At 73.4% G+C, this 14,333-nt stretch carries 15 protein-coding genes; 9 read left to right on the top strand and 6 right to left on the bottom strand.

Annotated features, from left to right (window positions below):
- Window positions 1-140 precede the first annotated feature (140 nt).
- Together AB0O11_RS03660 and AB0O11_RS03655 are read left to right on the top strand one after the other, a co-directional pair.
- Complete coding sequence (locus tag AB0O11_RS03660; protein WP_363381369.1) at window positions 141-476, top strand: MmcQ/YjbR family DNA-binding protein; 336 nt, start codon at window positions 141-143, stop codon at window positions 474-476.
- A 210-nt stretch (window positions 477-686) separates the two neighbouring features.
- Window positions 687-1,901, top strand: coding sequence for an alpha/beta hydrolase (locus AB0O11_RS03655; RefSeq protein ID WP_363381368.1), 1,215 nt, complete (start codon window positions 687-689; stop codon window positions 1,899-1,901).
- A 223-nt stretch (window positions 1,902-2,124) separates the two neighbouring features.
- Here AB0O11_RS03655 and AB0O11_RS03650 read toward each other — a convergent pair whose 3' ends face one another.
- Complete coding sequence (locus AB0O11_RS03650; protein ID WP_363381367.1) at window positions 2,125-3,117, bottom strand: WYL domain-containing protein; 993 nt, start codon at window positions 3,115-3,117, stop codon at window positions 2,125-2,127.
- A 101-nt stretch (window positions 3,118-3,218) separates the two neighbouring features.
- On the opposite strand from AB0O11_RS03650, the gene AB0O11_RS03645 reads away from it, so the two are divergent.
- The gene (locus AB0O11_RS03645) at window positions 3,219-3,797 is read left to right on the top strand and encodes a TIGR03086 family metal-binding protein (protein ID WP_363381366.1); all 579 of its coding nucleotides are present in this window, start codon (window positions 3,219-3,221) and stop codon (window positions 3,795-3,797) included.
- Between the two features lie 56 nt (window positions 3,798-3,853).
- On the opposite strand, the gene AB0O11_RS03640 is transcribed toward AB0O11_RS03645, so the two are convergent.
- Both AB0O11_RS03640 and AB0O11_RS03635 read right to left on the bottom strand, forming a co-directional pair.
- Window positions 3,854-4,867: an aldo/keto reductase gene (locus AB0O11_RS03640; RefSeq protein WP_363381364.1), complete on the bottom strand. Its 1,014-nt coding sequence runs from the start codon at window positions 4,865-4,867 to the stop codon at window positions 3,854-3,856.
- On the bottom strand, window positions 4,864-5,304 hold the full coding sequence (locus AB0O11_RS03635) for a MerR family transcriptional regulator (protein WP_363381985.1): 441 nt from the start codon (window positions 5,302-5,304) through the stop codon (window positions 4,864-4,866). The genes AB0O11_RS03640 and AB0O11_RS03635 overlap by 4 nt, the downstream gene beginning before the upstream one ends.
- A gap of 195 nt (window positions 5,305-5,499) precedes the next feature.
- On the opposite strand from AB0O11_RS03635, the gene AB0O11_RS03630 reads away from it, so the two are divergent.
- Entirely contained in the window at window positions 5,500-6,333 is an 834-nt protein-coding gene (locus tag AB0O11_RS03630) for a serine hydrolase domain-containing protein (protein WP_363381362.1), read from the top strand.
- Here the strand turns inward: AB0O11_RS03630 and AB0O11_RS03625 are convergent.
- Window positions 6,330-7,106: a pirin family protein gene (locus tag AB0O11_RS03625; protein WP_363381360.1), complete on the bottom strand. Its 777-nt coding sequence runs from the start codon at window positions 7,104-7,106 to the stop codon at window positions 6,330-6,332. The genes AB0O11_RS03630 and AB0O11_RS03625 overlap by 4 nt on opposite strands.
- A gap of 224 nt (window positions 7,107-7,330) precedes the next feature.
- Here AB0O11_RS03625 and AB0O11_RS03620 point away from each other — a divergent pair, with 224 nt between their 5' ends.
- From AB0O11_RS03620 to fabF, 5 genes are all read left to right on the top strand, one after another.
- A complete protein-coding gene (locus AB0O11_RS03620) occupies window positions 7,331-8,527 on the top strand; it encodes a helix-turn-helix domain-containing protein (protein WP_360340793.1) in 1,197 nt (398 codons plus the stop codon).
- Window positions 8,528-8,618: 91 nt separating this feature from the next.
- A complete protein-coding gene (locus AB0O11_RS03615; RefSeq protein WP_363381359.1) occupies window positions 8,619-9,569 on the top strand; it encodes an ACP S-malonyltransferase in 951 nt (316 codons plus the stop codon).
- Window positions 9,566-10,597, top strand: coding sequence for a beta-ketoacyl-ACP synthase III (locus AB0O11_RS03610; protein WP_363381358.1), 1,032 nt, complete (start codon window positions 9,566-9,568; stop codon window positions 10,595-10,597). Before AB0O11_RS03615 ends, AB0O11_RS03610 begins: the two co-directional genes overlap by 4 nt.
- 74 nt (window positions 10,598-10,671) lie before the next feature.
- Window positions 10,672-10,911 carry an acyl carrier protein gene (locus AB0O11_RS03605; protein ID WP_224283099.1) on the top strand — a complete coding sequence of 80 codons (240 nt, stop codon included), beginning with the start codon at window positions 10,672-10,674 and terminating at the stop codon, window positions 10,909-10,911.
- Between the two features lie 184 nt (window positions 10,912-11,095).
- Window positions 11,096-12,361 (top strand): beta-ketoacyl-ACP synthase II, encoded by a 1,266-nt coding sequence (fabF, locus tag AB0O11_RS03600; RefSeq protein ID WP_363381355.1) that lies wholly within the window; start codon window positions 11,096-11,098, stop codon window positions 12,359-12,361.
- A gap of 82 nt (window positions 12,362-12,443) precedes the next feature.
- On the opposite strand, the gene AB0O11_RS03595 is transcribed toward fabF, so the two are convergent.
- Window positions 12,444-12,938, bottom strand: coding sequence for a DUF3145 domain-containing protein (locus AB0O11_RS03595; RefSeq protein ID WP_188296478.1), 495 nt, complete (start codon window positions 12,936-12,938; stop codon window positions 12,444-12,446).
- A gap of 363 nt (window positions 12,939-13,301) precedes the next feature.
- Window positions 13,302-14,330 carry an NADP-dependent oxidoreductase gene (locus AB0O11_RS03590; RefSeq protein WP_363381353.1) on the bottom strand — a complete coding sequence of 343 codons (1,029 nt, stop codon included), beginning with the start codon at window positions 14,328-14,330 and terminating at the stop codon, window positions 13,302-13,304.
- Window positions 14,331-14,333 lie beyond the last annotated feature (3 nt).

Here is a 14,333-nt window from a genome sequence, read left to right as displayed (position 1 = left end):
GGCCGCTCCGGGCGGCGCAGCTTGGCACAGCGGGGCGTGGACCGACCGGTCCACGCCCCTGCGCCCGCCGCCACCCGCCCCTGGCGCGCCATGCCGCGCGCCGGGGGCGCATTGTCGGTGCCCTGCCCTACCCTGCCGCCATGGTGACGTTCGACGAGTTCCGCACGATGGCGCTGGCCCTGCCGGAGGCCGCCCAGGAGCCGACCTGGGACATCGAGACGCTGCGGGTCCGCAGCCGGATCTTCGCGATGGGCGCGCCCGACGGGGACCGCGTCACCGTCAAGGCCTCCCCCGAGGACCAGGCCGAACTGCTCGCCGCCGAGCCCGAGGTGTTCTCCTCCGCCCCGTACGTCGGACGGCACGGCTGGGTGAGTGTCCGGCTGGACCTGGTGGACCGGGACGAGCTGCGCGACCTGGTCACCGAGGCCTGGCGGCGGACGGCGCCGAAGCGCCTGGTCCGCGAGTTCGACGCCTGATCACGGCCCGGCCGGACGGCCGCACGGCCCCCGCCCGAACCACTGGGAGACGTCGCACGGACACCTCCGGTTCATGTGATCCATCCCACAGTTTAGGCGTTTCCGCCGCCCCTCCGGGCCCCCTAGGCTTGCGCAGGGAAGTCAGCAGAGCCATCGCACCCTCCGGGCACCGCCCGCGAAACGGTGACGGGCCCCAAGGGAGTTGGTGCGGTGCGCAACCGTCGACGCTGGAAGCGGGTACTGATCGGGGCCTTCGCCGGCTGCGCGGTGCTCGCCGACGCCGGAGCCTCCGCCGCCGCGGCCGCGGTCTCCTCCGAACAGCTGGCGATCTCCACGCCTCCGGCCGGCAGCGCCGCCTGGGTCCAGGACCACTCCTTCGGCCGTTCCCTGCCCGACCCGGCCACCACCACCCCGGCCGCCGCCGCGGGGTTCTTCGCCTCACTCGCGCCCACCGAGCTGGACCGGCTGATCCAGGAGTACCCGCTGGTCGTCGGCAACTACGACGGCGCCCCGCTGGACCTGCGCTACCGCGCCAACAGGATCGCCCTGGCCGCCGAGCGCGACCGGGCCCGGGCCCGCGCCGCCGACCGCGAACTGGACTCCGACACCCGCGCGCTGGCCGTCTCCCGCGCCAACGACGTCGAGCACCTGCTCGCCCCCGGCCGGCAGGTCCTGGCCTTCGACCCGCGCGGCCGCGGCCTGGTCACCGAGGTGTGGGGCGACCTCGCCGACGCCGAGCGGATCTCCGTGCTCGTCCCCGGCTCGGACGCCGACCTCGGCCACCACGACCAGACGGCCGACCCGCTGCGCTCCCCGGCCGGCATGGCCCGCGCCCTGTACACCGAGGAGCGGCGCCAGGCGCCGAAGACCCGGACCGCCGTGATCTCCTGGACCGGCTACGTCACCCCCTCCGGCCTCGGCCCGGACGCCGCCACCTCCCGGCTCGCGGACGTCGCCGCGCCCCGGCTGGAGCGGCTGCTCGCCGGACTCAAGGAGACCACCCGGCCGGACGCGCCGCCGTCGCTGCTCTGCCACTCGTACGGCTCGGTGGTCTGCGGCAACGCCGCCCCGGACATCCCGCGCGCGGCCGCCTCGCCGTCCGACACCTCCGGCATCACCGACCTGGTCGTCTTCGGCAGCCCGGGCATGGGCGTGCAGAACACCACCGAGCTGGGCGCCGGCGTGCACGTCTGGGCCACCCGCAACCCCAGCGACTGGATCGGCAACGTGCCGTTCCTGGAGGTCGGCGGGCTCGGCCACGGCGCCGACCCGGCGGCGAGCGGCTTCGGATCCGAGCAGATCTCCTCGGCCCGCGCGGCCGGCCACAACGGCTACTTCACCGAGGGCACCGACAGCCTGCACAACTTCGCGGCGATCTCGCTCGGCCACTACCAGGACGTGGTCCGGGCCAACCCCGGCTCCTGAAGCCCGGGAGGACGCCCCCCTTAGGGCCTGTCTTCAAACTCCCGTCGTCCGCCCGGAGGGCGGGCGGGGCGGCGTTGGGGTGCGTGCATCGCAAGGCGGAGGAGGGAGCCACTGCGGTGGGGGCACCTCCCGGCCGAAGGCTGGGGGCCATTGGCGACCGACGACAACACGGCGAGGTGCGTGCCCCGGCGCCGTCCCGCAGACGCGAGTTTGAAGACAGGCCCTAGGCCGGCTGGTCCTGGTACAGCCGCAGGGCGTCCGCCGCCGCCCGGGCCAGCTCGCGCCGGGCGGCCGACGGGGCCAGCACCTCGACGTCCGGGCCGAAGGCCAGCAGCGACCGGACGGCCGCCGGGGCGGGGAAGGCCATCGCCACCTCGGCCCACTCCTCGGCCGGCCCGGTGACCGGCTCCGGCGGCGATGCGGTGACCCGGCCGCCGTGGATGCGCAGGAACATGTCCAGCCGTCCACGCCGGACCCGCACCCGCACCGGCACGTCCTTCGGCAACCGCTCGACCTGCTCGCGCAGCACCGCCCAGGCATCGCCGAGCCCGACCCCGGTCCGGCGCCGCACCGCCTCCTCGGTGGTGTCGGCGGCCAGCACGCGGTCGGCCCGGAACAGCCGCGGCTCGCCGTGCAGATCGGCCACCAGGTACCAGACCGAGGCCTTGCTCACCAGCCCGTACGGGTCGACGGTGTACTCCACCGGCTCGGGCGTGCCGCTGTGCCGGTAGCGCAGCCGCAGCCGCCGGTCGGCGAAGACGGCGTACTGCAGCTCCCCGAGGTCCGGTCCGGTGACGGAGCCGGCCGCGCCGGGGGTCTGCATCCAGCGGGCCGGGTCGACCAGGATCCGCTCGCTGATCCGCTCGGCGGCCGGCCGGTGCGGGGCGGGCAGCGCCGCCATCACCTTGCGCAGCGCCGAGCCGAGCGCACCGTCCAGCCCGAGGTCGCTGTGCGCACCCTGGGCGGAGAGCACGAACAGCGCCCGGGCCTCGTCCGCGGTCAGGCCGGTGACGTCGGTGCGGTAGCCGGGCAGCAGGCCGATGCCGCCGTGCCGCCCGCGCTCGGTGAACACCGGCACCCCGGCGGCGGAGAGCGACTCGACGTCGCGGTAGATGGTGCGGACGGACACCTCCAGCCGCTCGGCGAGTTCGGTGGCGGGCACCCGGCCGCGGGTCTGGAGCAGCAGGAGGATCGAGAGCAGGCGGTCGGCCTTCATGTCCCAAGAATCCCAGTAATCCTGACGGTAGTTGTCAGGTTTTACTGGGAGATTGCGTTCCGAGCCCGAAAGACCACCCGATACCAGGGAGTTGAGCGCAGATGACCGCCGTCCAGGATGCCCGCCCGCAGTACCTGACCGCCCTCGACCAGCTGGAGAAGCTGTTCGCCACGATCACCCCGGCCGACCTCGACCGCCCCACCCCCTGCGCCGAGTTCACGCTGCGTCAGCTGCTGAACCACGTGGTCGGCGGCATCCACCGGTTCGCGTACATGGGCGAGGGCGGCCACGCCGAGGACGTCGTGGCCGCCATCGAGGACCCCTCGGACGAGGGCTGGCCGGCCGCGCTGGGCCGGGCCCGCACCCGGGTGGCCGCCGCCTGGGCGGACGACGCCAAGCTCGGCCGCCCGACCGTCGCCCCCTGGGGCGAGGTGCCCGGCGCGGTGGCGGTCGGCGGCTACCTGATGGAGCTGGTGACCCACTCCTGGGACATCGCCGCCGGCCTCGGCAACGGCTTCGCCCTGGACGACGACCTCGCGCGGACCGCGCTGGCCATCGCCGAGTTCGTGCTGCCGGCCGAGCAGCGGGTGCCGGGCGTCCCGTTCGCCGCCGTCCGGCCGGTCGCCGAGGACGCCGACGTGCACACCCGGCTGGCCGCCTGGACGGGCCGTACGGTCTGAACCCGGCCACGGCCCCGGGGGAGCGTGAACCGGCTCCCCCGGGGTGTGGGTGCCCGCTACTCCCGCGCCGCCGAGGTGGAGCTCATGTCCGCGTAGCGGTTCCCCACGACCCGGCCGGCCACCGGCTCCAGCAGCGCCAGCTCCTCGGCGGTCAGCCGCAGCGTCGCCGCCGCGGTGTTCTCGGCGAGCCGGCTGCGCTTGCGGGTGCCCGGGATCGGCACGACGGCCAGCCCGTGCACCTCGGCCTGCCGGTGCACCCAGGCCAGCGCGACCTGGGCGAGCGTCACGCCGCGGGCCGCCGCGATCTCCCGCAGCGGGTCGAGCAGTTCGGCGTTGGCGGCCGCGTTGTCGCCGGTGAAGCGCGGGCTGGTGCGGCGGTAGTCGTCCGCCGAGAGCTCCTTGGCGTCCTGGAAGGCGCCGGTCAGGAAGCCCCGCCCGAGCGGCGAGTACGGCACGAAGGCGACGCCCAGCTCCGCCGCGGCCGGCACCGCCGTGCGCTCGACGTCGCGGGCGAACACCGACCACTCGGACTGGAGCGCGGCGATCGGGTGGATCGCGTGGGCCTCGCGCAGCTCCGCACCGGTCACCTCGGACAGGCCGAGGTGGCGCACCTTGCCGGCCTGCACCAGCTCGGCCATGGCGCCGACCGAGTCGGCCAGCGGCACGGCCGGGTCGCGGCGGTGCATGTAGTACAGGTCGATCTCGTCCACGCCGAGGCGGCGCAGCGAGGCGTCCACCGCGGTCCGGATGTACGCCGGGTCGTTGCTGATGCCGCGGACGGAGCCGTCCTCCTCGGAGCGCATGACGGCGAACTTGGTGGCGATCACCACCTTGTCCCGGTTGGCCCGGACGAAGGGGCCGATCAGCTCCTCGTTGCGGCCGGAGCCGTACATGTCGGCGGTGTCGAAGAGGGTGACGCCGGTCTCCAGCGCGGCGTCCAGGGTGGCGAGCGCCTCGTCGGCGTCGGTGGGGCCGTAGAACTCGCTCATGCCCATGCAGCCGAGGCCCTGGACGCCCACCAGTGGGCCGCCGGTGCCGAGTTCGACGGTGGGAAGGACGGTCTGAGTCATGCGCTCTGCTCTTCCTCTGCTCGGATGTTCTGGCATTGGACGGGGGCGCCGACGCCGTCGGCGGCCTTCCCGGCATAGAGATCGATCTTGTAGTCGAGGACGGCGAGGGTGGCCTGGAGGTCGGCGATCCGCTGCCGGACCTCCTCGCGCTGGGCCTCCAGGAGCTGCTGCCGCTCCCGGTAGGTCCGCTCGCCCTGGCGGGCCATGTCCACGTACTTGAGCATGTCCGCCACGGACATGCCGGTCAGCCGCAGCCGGCCCAGGAAGGCCAGCCGGTGCAGATCGGCGTCGCAGTAGCGGCGCCGGCCGCCGGCCGCCCGGTCGACCGGGTCCAGCAGGCCGATCCGCTCGTACCAGCGCAGGGTGTGGTCGGTCAGCCCGCTCGCCTCGGCGACCTCGCTGATGGTGTGCCTCGGCGTCCGGTCCGGATCGCCCATCGGGCGGCTGAACACCTCCGAGCAGCTGCGCAGGTCGATCTCGATGCGTGCGGGTGCGGCCATCGCTCGTTTCCCCTTGTCCTGTGCGACGTGAACGACGCTACCGAGTTGGAGTGCACTCCAAGCAAGCCCGACATCCGGGTGGTCCCGCCACCACCTTTTCCGGCGAATTTCCCGGCGACTAGAGTCGGGCCCATGGAGAGCTTGCGGATGATCGAGAACTGGCCGGTGCCCCATGCCGCGGCGGCCGTGGTGCGGGCCGCGGACGGCGCGGTGCTGGGCGCGCACGGGCCGCAGCAGCACCTGTTCCCGCTCGCCTCGGTGACCAAGCTGCTCACCTCCTACGCGGCGCTGGTCGCCGTCGAGGAGGGCGTGTTCGAGCTGGACGACCCGGCCGGACCGCCCGGGTCGACCGTCCGCCACCTGCTCGCACACACCTCCGGTCTGGGCTTCGACGAGGACCGGGTGTTCGCCGAGCCCGGCAACCGCCGGCTCTACTCCAACGCGGGCTTCGACGCGCTGGCACGGGCGCTGTCCGAGGCCGCCGGGATCGAGTTCTCGCGCTACGTCGCCGAGGCGGTGTTCGAACCGCTGGGCATGGCCGACACCCTGATCCACACCTCGCACAAGTCCCCGGCCGGCGCCGGCGGCCTGTCCACCGTCGCCGACCTCGCCCGGTTCGCCGCCGAGCTCCAGGCGCCCGAGCTGCTGGACCCGTCCACCGTCCGGCACGCCACCCGCGAGGTCGCCTTCCCCGGCACCAGCGGCGTGCTGCCCGGCTACGGCCACCGACGCCCGAACGACTGGGGCCTCGGCTTCGAGATCCGCGACGGCAAGAGCCCGCACTGGACCGGCACCGCCAACTCCCCCGGAACCTTCGGGCACTTCGGCCAGTCCGGAACCTTCCTGTGGGTCGACCCGCAGGCCGGCGCGGCCTGCATCGCGCTCACCGACCGGGATTTCGGGCCGTGGGCGGTCGAAGCCTGGCCGGCCTTCTCGGACGCGGTGCTCGCGGAGCTGGGGCGCTAGCCGTACGAGACCGGCGAGTGCATCTCCCAGAGCAGGAGTTCGGCGCCGGTCCCGCCCGCTGCCGGGTCAGCGAAGGCCTCGCCGGTGATCCGGACGCTGTCGCCCGGAACCATCGAGCGGCCGCCGCCCTTGGGCCCCGGAACGGTCCGGTAGCCCAGCGAGCCGGCCGTCAGGTGCGCGTACCGCCAGGGTGCCTCGGGCAGCGGCGGCAGCGGCTGCCACGGCCCGGCGGTGGCCAGCCAGAGCGCGGCGTCGCTGCGGCGCAGCCGCAGGGCGTCCGTCCCGGCGTCGCGCTCCAGCCCGGAGGCGAGCAGCGTCAACCCGCCGTCCGCCGGTTCCACCTTGCGCAGGCCGTACGCGGGGGGCGCGTCGAACGCGTCAGGCTGGAGCCACATCTGGACGAAGCGGACCGGCCCGGTGGCGCCGCCGACGTTGCGCTCGGTGTGGGTGACGCCGGAGCCGGCGCTGAGGTGCTGGACCATCCCGGGGCGGACCACTCCGCTGTGGCCGTGCGAGTCCCGGTGGGCCAGCGCGCCCTCCAGCACCCAGGTGAGGATCTCGGTGTCCCGGTGCTTGTGCTCCTCGAACCCGGCGCCGGGGGCGAGGAGTTCCTCGTTGCACGCGAGCAGCGCGCCGAAGTGGGTGTTCTTCGGGTCGTAGTGGCCGGAGAAGGAGAACGCGTGCCTGGTCTCGACGCCCTCGGCCGGGGCGGAGCGGTAGCGCTCGGCGGTGCGGCGCAGGTCGGCGCGGGGACGGTCGGCGGCTTCGTTCACGCCCCCACCGTAGTGGCTGGGGCCCGGGGTGTGACTCTTGCCACCGCGCCGCTGCACCGGGGTGTGTGCACGAGCAGTCACTCTCGTGAGGCAGTCTTGTCCTTGTGCCAGCCGCTTCCGCGAACTCCAAGAACGAACCCAGTCCCAGCCCCGTACCCGAGCCCACCGGGAAGAGCCCGGCCGCCCGGCCGGGCCGTGACCGCCCCGGCCGCGCGGCACCCCGTCTGACCGCGCAGGAGCGCAGAAACGCCGCCGAGCGCGCCGAGCGCCGGGCGGCGACGCTCAAGCGGCTGGAGAAGTCCTCCGGAAAGCTGGCCACCGCCGCGATCTCCCGGATGGACGACCAGCTCGGCTGGTACCGGCGGATGCCTCCGGAGCACCGGTCCTGGATCGGACTGGTCGCCCAGGCGGGCATCGCCGCCTTCACCGAGTGGTACCGCCACCCGGACACGGCCCAGGCGATCTCCACCGACGTCTTCGGCACCGCCCCGCGCGAGCTGACCAGGGCGATCACCCTGCGCCAGACCGTCGAACTGATCCGCACCACGATCGAGGTGATGGAGGAGGCCATCGAGGAGGTGGCCGCCCCCGGCGACGAGGCGGACATGCGCGAGTCGGTGCTGGTCTACGCCCGGGAGATCGCCTTCGCGACCGCCCAGGTGTACGCCCAGGCCGCCGAGGCGCGCGGCGCCTGGGACGCCCGGCTGGAGGCGCTGGTGGTCAACTCGCTGCTGTCCGGCGACGCCGACGAGGGCGTGCTCTCCCGCGCCGCGGCGCTCGGCTGGGGCCAGCCCAGCCAGGTCCGGGTGGTGATGGGCAGCGCGCCGGACGGCGACAGCGAGCTGGTGGTCGAGGCGATCCGGCGGGCCGCCCGGTACGCCAAGCTGAACGTGCTGACCGGGGTGCTGGGCAAGCGCCTGGTGGTCGTGGTCGGCGGCGAGAAGGAGCCGGTGCACGCGGCCCGGGCGCTGATCGGCCAGTTCGCCCCCGGTCCGGTGGTGGTCGGCCCGACCGTGCCCGACCTGCTCTCCGCGACCCGCTCGGCCCACGCCGCCGCGGCCGGCCTGCGTGCCTGCGCCGCCTGGCCGGACGCCCCCCGCCCGGTGCTGGCCGACGACCTGCTGCCGGAGCGGGCGCTGGCCGGCGATCAGGCCGCGCGCCGTCAGCTGGTGGAGGAGATCTACACACCGCTGGACGAGGCCGGCTCCGCCCTGTTGGAGACGCTGAGCGTTTACCTGGAGCAGGCCTCTTCTCTGGAGGGCGCGGCCCGGATGCTCTTCGTCCACCCCAACACGGTGCGCTACCGGCTGCGACGTGTGACTGACGTCACGGGGTACGCCCCCTCCGACGTGCGTTCGGCGTTCACTCTGCGGATCGCGCTGGCCCTCGGCCGGCTGGACGCCGTCGGCGAGCCCGGCTGAGCCGGAGTGTAGGGACCATACAATCCCGGATGGTTTTCTTCGTTACCGTCGCCTACCCGCCCCTGGGCGCCTGGCGAGAGAGGGTTGAACCGTGCTCGTAATCGTCGCCCCTGGACAGGGTGCCCAGTCCCCCGGTTTCCTCAGCTCCTGGCTGGAGCTCGACGGCGTCGCCGACCGCCTGCGCGGCTGGTCGGAGGTCGCCGGGCTCGACCTGGTGCACGCCGGTACCGAGGCGTCCGCCGAGGAGATCAAGGACACCGCCGTCGCCCAGCCGCTGCTGGTCGCGGCCGGTCTGGTGACCGCCCGGGAGCTGTTCCCGGACGAGGACGCCGCCCGCAAGCTGGTCGGCGCCGTGGCCGGCCACAGCGTCGGTGAGATCACCGCCGCCGCCGGTGCCGGAGTGCTCACCGCCCACGACGCGCTGACCTTCGTGCGTGAGCGCGGCCGGGCCATGGCCGAGGCCGCCGCCGTCACCGAGACCGGCATGCTCGCGGTGCTCGGCGGCGAGCCGGAGGAGGTCACGGCAAAGCTCGCCGAGCACGGCCTGACCCCGGCCAACAACAACGGCGGCGGCCAGATCGTCGCCGCGGGCACGCTGGCCCAGCTGGAGGCGCTGAAGGCGGACCCGCCGACCCGCGCCAAGCTGATCGCCCTCAAGGTGGCCGGCGCCTTCCACACCGAGCACATGGCCCCGGGCGTCGAGCGGCTGGCCGCGCTGGCCCCGACCCTGACCGCGGCCGATCCGCAGGTCCGCTACGTCTCCAACAAGGACGGCGCGGTCGTGGACTCCGGCGCCGAGGTGCTGGCGCGCCTGGTGTCGCAGGTCTCCAACCCGGTCCGCTGGGACCTCTGCATGGAGACCCTCGGGCAGCTGGGCGCGACGGCCGTGATCGAGCTGTCCCCCGCGGGCACCCTCACCGGACTGCTCAAGCGCAACCTCAAGGGTGTGGCCACGCTCGCCCTCAAGACCCCCGCCGATCTGGACAAGGCCCGCGAGCTCGTCGCGGAGCACGGCGGTCAGGAGCAGGAGACACAGGCATGACGAAGCCCCAGATCCGTCCGGTGAGCGGCGCGCAGTACTCGCGCATCCTCGGTGTCGGCGGCTACCGTCCGGTCCGGGTGATCCCCAACTCCGAGGTCCTGGAGTGGATCGACTCCTCGGACGAGTGGATCCGCACCCGCAGCGGGATCGCCGAGCGCCGCTGGGCCGGCCCGGACGAGTCCGTCGCCGAGATGTCCGTCCAGGCGGCCGGCAAGGCCATCGCCCAGGCCGGGATCTCCCCCGAGCAGATCGGCGGCGTGATCGTCTCGACCGTCTCGCACTTCAAGCAGACCCCCGCGATCGCCACCGAGATCTCCGAGCGGCTCGGCTGCGGCACCGCCCCGGCCTTCGACATCTCGGCCGCCTGTGCCGGCTTCGGCTACGGCCTGGGCCTGGCCGACGGCATGATCCGCGGCGGCAACGCCGAGTACGTGCTGGTCATCGGTGTCGAGCGGCTCAGCGACCTGACCGACCAGTCGGACCGCTCCACCGCCTTCATCTTCGGCGACGGGGCCGGCGCCGCGGTCATCGGTCCGTCCGACACGCCCGGCATCGGCAAGCTGGTCTGGGGTTCGGACGGCTCGCAGGCCGACCTCATCACCCAGACCGAGGCCTGGGACACCGCCTTCGCCAAGTCCGACGCGGTCAACGGCGCGGGCGAGGACCCCAAGTGGCCGGCCCTGCGGATGGACGGCCAGCCGGTCTTCCGCTGGGCGGTGTGGGAAATGGCCAAGGTGGCCCAGCAGGCGCTGGACGCCGCCGGGATCACCGCCGACCAGCTCGGTGCGTTCATCCCCCACCAGGCCAACATGCGGATCACGGATGCCATGATCAAGGCTCTCAAGCTGCCGGATTCGGTGCCCGTCGCCCGCGACATCGCCGAGACCGGCAACACCTCCGCGGCCTCCATCCCCCTGGCGATGGAGCGCATGCTGGAGAGCGGTGAGGCCCACAGCGGGGACCTGGCCCTGATCATCGGGTTCGGGGCGGGTCTCGTGTACGCCGCGGCAGTCGTTACTCTCCCCTAGGCGCATTCGCCCAATCCACAGCCTGTGTCCGGCCGCCGGCCGGACACGCTCAACACCGAAGAGGAGCAGCCAGTATGGCTACCCAGGAAGAGGTCCTGGAAGGTCTCGCCGAGATCGTCAACGAGATCGCCGGCATCCCGACCGAGGACGTCCAGCTCGACAAGTCCTTCACCGACGACCTGGACGTCGACTCGCTGTCCATGGTCGAGGTCGTCGTGGCCGCCGAGGAGCGCTTCGACGTCAAGATCCCGGACGACGAGGTCAAGAACCTGAAGACCGTCGGCGACGCGGTGAACTACATCCTCAACGCCTGAGCGATCGACTCGTTCGACTCGGCCAGCCCGTCCGGCGTCCCGTACGCCGGCGAAGGCTGACCGGTCGGCCGGGCTCGTGGAGCCTGGCCGACCCCACCGGCCGGGACGCCCTCACCAGGGCGCCCGGCCGGGCCCGTCCTCGGCACCCCGCCGACCCCCGCACACGTGAGAGAAGAAGAAACCAGTGACCGCTGAAAACCGCACCGTGGTCGTCACGGGTATCGGCGCCTTCACGCCGCTGGGCGCCGACGCCGCCACCACCTGGGAGAGCCTCCTCGCCGGCAGGTCCGGCGTGTCGGCCCTGACCGAGGAGTGGGCCGAGGACCTGCCCGTCAAGATCGCGGCGAGGACCGCCGTCGAGCCGGGCGAGATCCTGCCCCGGCCGCTGGCCCGCAAGCTGGACCGCTCGGCCCAGTTCGCGCTGATCGCCGCCCGGGAGGCCTGGGCCGACGCCGGCTTCGAGACCCCCGCCACCGACGAGTCCTCCAAGCTCGCCCCCGAGCGTCTGGGCACCGTCATCGCCTCCGGCATCGGCGGCGTGACCACCCTCCTCGACCAGTACGACGTGCTGAAGGAGAAGGGCGCCCGCAAGGTCTCCCCGCACACCGTCCCGATGCTGATGCCCAACTCCCCGGCGGCCAACGTCGGTCTGGAGGTCGGCGCCCGCGCGGGTGTGCACACCCCCGTCTCCGCCTGCGCCTCCGGCGCCGAGGCGATCGGCTACGCGATCGAGATGATCCGCACCGGCCGCGCCGACGTCGTGGTGGCCGGCGGCACCGAGGCGGCGATCCACCCGCTGCCGATCGCCGCGTTCGCCAACATGATGGCGATGTCCAAGAACAACGACGACCCCCAGCGCGCCTCCCGCCCGTACGACAAGGCCCGCGACGGCTTCGTGCTGGGCGAGGGCGCCGGTGTGGTCGTGCTGGAGTCGGTCGAGCACGCCGAGGCGCGCGGTGCCCGGATCTACTGCGAGGCCGTGGGCCAGGGCCTGTCCTCGGACGCCCACCACATCGCCCAGCCCGAGCCGACCGGCGCCGGCGTGGCCCGCGCGCTGGCCGACCTGTTCGAGCGCAACGAGCTGGACAAGGCCGAGATCGTGCACGTCAACGCGCACGCCACCTCCACCCCGCAGGGCGACACCGCCGAGCTGAAGGCGCTGCGCAAGGAGCTGGGCGACGACCTCGACCACATCGCCGTCTCGGCCACCAAGTCGATGACCGGCCACCTGCTGGGCGGCGCCGGCGGCGTCGAGACCGTCGCCACCGTGCTGGCCCTGCACCACCGGGTCGCCCCGCCGACCATCAACGTGGACGAGCTGGACGACGACGTGGACGCCGACATCGTCCGCGACGAGAGCCGCAAGCTGCCCGAGGGCCGGATCGCCGCGCTGAACAACTCGTTCGGTTTCGGCGGCCACAACGTGGTGCTGGCCTTCCGCACCCGCTGACGCCCACGACGAAGGGGCCGGCGCTCTCCGCGAGCGCCGGCCCCTTCGTCGTGCCTGCCGGACCTCATCCTCCTGGGCGGCCTCAGACCACCTGGTGCAGCCAGCGCACCGGCGCGCCCTCGCCCGCGTACCGGAACGGCTCCAACTCGTCGTCCCAGGGCTTGCCGAGCAGCCGGGCGATCTCGGCCTCCAGGTCGGCCCCCTCGCTGCGGGCGCGCAGCAGGACGGCGCGCAACCGGTCCTCGGGGATCAGGATGTCGCCGTGGATGCCCGTGACGGCGTGGAAGATGCCGAGCGAGGGCGTGCTGCTGTACCGCTCCCCCTCCGCCGTGGCGCAGGGCTCGCTGGTCACCTCGTACCGCATCAGCTGCCACCCGCGCAGCGCGGAGGCGAGCTTCGAAGCCGTACCGGGCTCCCCCTGCCAGGAGAGCTCGGCACGCCAATGCCCGGGTGCGGCCGGCTGGCGGATCCAGTCCAGGCTCACCCGCACACCGAGCACCCCCGCGACGGCCCACTCGACGTGCGGGCACAGCGCGCGGGGCGCGGAGTGGATGTACAGAACTCCACGTGTCGTCACCGGGACCTCCAGGCTGTGGACGAGGGTCGCCTTCCCCAGCTGCCTCGTGCCTGCAGTTGATCCGCAGTTACCCACGTTAGCCGACATTAAGCTACTAAATTGAGCAAAACGGACAGGCTTTCGCTCAATGCTAGTCGAATCCTCAACGAGGTCTACCCCTCGGCCGGATCTCTCCCCCGAACGGCCCCATCGCCGGCGGGACCACCGTACCGCGCGGCGCCGCAGGATGGATGACGCACTATCGGATCCGGCCGGAATACGGTAATGCGACCGGACCGCCCGCGCCCGGCCGCGAACCGTCCACGGCAAACCGCCCCGCCGCCCGGTCGGGGCGGCGGGGCGGTCGGTGTTCCTGACGTGGCGTCAGCTGTCCAGGCGGACGACCATCTTGCCGGTGTTGACGCCGCGCAGCAGGTCGAGGAAGGCCTCGGCGGCGTTCTCGAAGCCGTCCACCACGGTTTCCTCGGTGCGCAGTTCACCGGACGTCAGCCAGCCGCCCACCTCGGCGACGAACTGCGGCTGGAGCCCGGCGTGGTCGCGCACCAGCATGCCCTCCAGGCGCAGCCGCTTGCCGATGGCGAGCGCGAGGTTGCGCGGGGCGGCGGGCGCGGTGGTGTCGTTGTACTGGGCGATGGCGCCGCAGAGCACCGCGCGGCCGTGCACGTTCAGCGCACCGATCGCGGCTTCCAGGTGGTCGCCGCCGACGTTGTCGAAGTAGAGGTCGATGCCCTCCGGGGCGGCCTCGGCGAGCTGCTGGGCGACCGGGGCGTCCTTGTAGTTGAAGGCCGCGTCGAAGCCGTACTCGTCCACCAGCTTGGCCACCTTCTCCGCCGAGCCGGCCGAACCGACCACCAGCGAGGCGCCCTTGAGCCTGGCGATCTGGCCAACCAGCGAGCCGACGGCGCCGGCCGCGCCGGAGACGAAGACCTTGTCACCCTCCTTGAGGCCGCCGACGGCGAGCAGGCCGGCGTAGGCGGTCAGGCCGGGCATGCCGAGCACGCCGAGGTAGGCGGAGAGCGGGGCGGCGGCCGGGTCGACCTTGACCGCGTGCCGAGCGTCCAGGGTGGCGTACTCGCGCCAGCCGAGCCCGTGCAGCACCGCGTCGCCCGGGGCGAAGCCCTCGGCCCCGGAGGCGATGACGTGGCCGACCGCACCGCCGTCCATGGCCTGGCCCAGCTGGAACGGCGGGACGTACGACTTCGCGTCGTTCATCCTGCCCCTCATGTACGGGTCCACCGAGAGGTAGGCGTTGCGGACCAGGATCTCGCCCGGGCCCGGGGTCCGGACCGGGGCCTCGACCAGGGCGAAGTCGGCCGACACCGGCCAGCCCTGCGGGCGGGCGGCGAGGTGCCATTCACGGGCGGTCGCGGGGACGGCGGCCTGCTCTGCCATCGG

This window comes from Kitasatospora sp. NPDC093102 (assembly GCF_040683915.1).
In the GTDB taxonomy this organism is placed as follows: domain Bacteria; phylum Actinomycetota; class Actinomycetes; order Streptomycetales; family Streptomycetaceae; genus Kitasatospora.
The sequence above is the reverse complement of the archived record's forward strand: the minus strand, read 5'-3'. Positions and strand labels throughout refer to the sequence as shown.

What these genes read in the sequence shown, in the direction of transcription:
- AB0O11_RS03660 (WP_363381369.1), top strand. Translation starts at nt 141, where the DNA reads ATGGTGACGTTCGACGAGTTCCGCACGATGGCGCTGGCCCTGCCGGAG.
- AB0O11_RS03610 (WP_363381358.1), top strand. Translation starts at nt 9,566, where the DNA reads ATGACGAAGCCCCAGATCCGTCCGGTGAGCGGCGCGCAGTACTCGCGC.
- AB0O11_RS03650 (WP_363381367.1), bottom strand. Translation starts at nt 3,117, where the DNA reads ATGAAGGCCGACCGCCTGCTCTCGATCCTCCTGCTGCTCCAGACCCGC.
- AB0O11_RS03635 (WP_363381985.1), bottom strand. Translation starts at nt 5,304, where the DNA reads ATGGGCGATCCGGACCGGACGCCGAGGCACACCATCAGCGAGGTCGCC.
- AB0O11_RS03630 (WP_363381362.1), top strand. Translation starts at nt 5,500, where the DNA reads ATGGAGAGCTTGCGGATGATCGAGAACTGGCCGGTGCCCCATGCCGCG.
- AB0O11_RS03640 (WP_363381364.1), bottom strand. Translation starts at nt 4,867, where the DNA reads ATGACTCAGACCGTCCTTCCCACCGTCGAACTCGGCACCGGCGGCCCA.
- AB0O11_RS03590 (WP_363381353.1), bottom strand. Translation starts at nt 14,330, where the DNA reads ATGGCAGAGCAGGCCGCCGTCCCCGCGACCGCCCGTGAATGGCACCTC.
- AB0O11_RS03605 (WP_224283099.1), top strand. Translation starts at nt 10,672, where the DNA reads ATGGCTACCCAGGAAGAGGTCCTGGAAGGTCTCGCCGAGATCGTCAAC.
- AB0O11_RS03645 (WP_363381366.1), top strand. Translation starts at nt 3,219, where the DNA reads ATGACCGCCGTCCAGGATGCCCGCCCGCAGTACCTGACCGCCCTCGAC.